Origin of the sequence: Streptomyces murinus (assembly GCF_002154555.1) — a bacterium.
GTDB lineage: Bacteria > Actinomycetota > Actinomycetes > Streptomycetales > Streptomycetaceae > Streptomyces > Streptomyces murinus.
Genome location: NZ_MUNF01000850.1, coordinates 1 through 2087 on the forward strand (window position 1 = coordinate 1; position 2087 = coordinate 2087).

General features: G+C 74.7%; 2 protein-coding genes. Both read left to right on the forward strand.

Annotated features, from left to right (window positions below):
* Positions 1-615 (forward strand): hypothetical protein (locus tag CCN72_RS39375; protein WP_158101469.1); only part of this gene is annotated, 615 nt, incomplete at its 5' end.
* Positions 612-2087, forward strand: a 1476-nt coding sequence (locus CCN72_RS35795; protein ID WP_208638189.1) for a hypothetical protein, incomplete at its 3' end; no start/stop codon positions are given. The genes CCN72_RS39375 and CCN72_RS35795, both read left to right, overlap by 4 nt.

A 2087-nucleotide genomic window follows, 5' to 3' on the forward strand; every position in this document is an offset into this window, starting at 1 on the left:
CGTCGACGTCGTGCAGGGGCACCGGCCCCGCTGCCCCTGCACGACGTCGACGAATGGGCGGCCGGCCAGGAGCGCTCGGCGCGCACCGACGAGCGCTGGGCGCGGCTCGCCGCCGAGGTGGCCGACTTCGAACAGGCCAAGAACCACTTCAGCTTCACGGACGGCCAGAAACTGCACCGCGCCCTGTTCCGGCCGGACGGCCTCCTCGCCGAGGTCCGCGAGATGGCCCACGATCCCCGGCCCGCCGACCGCTGGGTCCCGGTGATCGAGGGGCTGCCGCAGGGCGAGCAGGAGATCCGCACCCAGCTCGACCGGATGTCCGCGGATCTCGGCCTGCGCAAGATCGAATGGAGCAACCACTTCGCCTACGCCCGCCGTCTCGCCGAGTTCATCGCCGAGGCCAGGTCCCTCGTCGCCCGCACCGAGGAGGGGCACCAGGGCCCGGTCGCGCTCCGACTGAGCGCAGCCCAACGGCGGTTCGCCCTGCACCTGGACGATTCCTGGCATCAACTGGTCAAGGAGGCGGACGAGTTGGGCGAACCGGCCTGTCATCCGGCCAAGGCCCTGCTGGAGGCGCTGTCCGCGCTGCCGAAGGCCGGGAAGGAGAACGCATGAGCGCGCCGAGCCACGACAGCCAGGTGCGGAACCATCTGGACGGCGCCCGGCATCTGCTCGGCACCTGGCCCGGCCGGTTCCGCTACCCCGAGGTGCTGGCCCTGCTGGCGCGCCGGCAGTCGTCGTACGGCCCCGAGGACGCCGTCGAGCTGGCCCGCGCGGTCCTCGCCCGGCTCGGCGGCCGCCCCGTGGGCGTCGTCTGCGAAGAGCTGCTGGAGCGGGGCGAGTTCGACGCCGCCGAGTATCTGCTCGCCGGCTGCGGGGACCTGCGCCCGTACGACGCCGAGCGGCTCGCCCGGCACCTGGAGAGCCTGCGGGTGCGGGCCGCGGAGCTGGTACGGCAGCGGCTCGGGGCCCTCGCCCGGCGTGCGCAGGGTGCGGGCGTGGCATGGCGGGACGACCCCGCCGAGACCGAGGCGCTGGTGGAGCAGGCGCGCTCGGGGCGGCCCCGGGTCGTGGCCCGCCTGGACGCACTGGCCGACGATCTCGAACGGCGCATCGCGGACGCCGCGGGCGAACTGTCCGCGCTGCTCGCCCCGATGGAGCGTACGGGGGCCGCGGGCCGGGCTGCCGCCCGCGTACGGGCTCTGCTCGATGCCGGTGAACTCGTCGCCGCCACCGCCCTGTTGAACCGGGAGCCGCCCGGCGCGCCCATTCCCGAGGGCATGACCGCGCCGCCGGTCTGGAAGGCCGAGTGGGACCCGCGTCAGTTCCTCGACTGCCACCTCAATCCCGGCCGGCTGCGGCCTCCGGCGTTCGTGGACTGGCGGGCGGCCGACCGTGAGGGACAAGAACTGCTGGCGGCGTACGGCAGGTTGGAGCACGATCTGTCCGCCGAGGCGGCCGCCGGGTTCGCCGACGCGCTGTGCCGCTTCCTCGGGGCGCCGCCCGGACCGATGACGGCCACGCCGGTCGAGCACAGTGCCTTCCATCTCGCCTTCCTGGACGGCCTGTTCGGCGGCCCGGCCCTGTCCCGGCTGCACCCCACCGGACGCGTCGACCTGTACGTCGGCGGGCCCGGCGCCGTCGGCCTGCCGGACACCGGTGAGGACGAGCGGCCCTGTGTGGTGGTCGGCCCCAAGGTCGAACCGTCCGGCTACACCGACCGGCGGCCGACCGCGGTGCTCACCCTGCGGGACCTGCTGCGCGTGGTGGTGCTCACCGACGTACCGGACCGGGCCGCGGCCCTGCTCGGCGTTCTCGCCCCGCAGTGGCCGGTCTCGGCTCTCGCCGGGCACAGCGGTTCCGAGCTGGGCCGGATCCTGGGCGCCGAGCCCGATGTGGCCTGGCGCACCCTGCGCTGGATCAGCCGGCTGTCGCTGGGCTGCGGACCGGCGGCCGTGCAGGCCATGGAGCACTGCACCGGCATGGACCCGTATCTGTTGCTGGTGATGCTGCGGTACGCGCAGGACCCGGTCGACGGCACGGACCCCGTACGGCGCTGGACGGCGGCCGAGGGCGGCTGGCAGCGG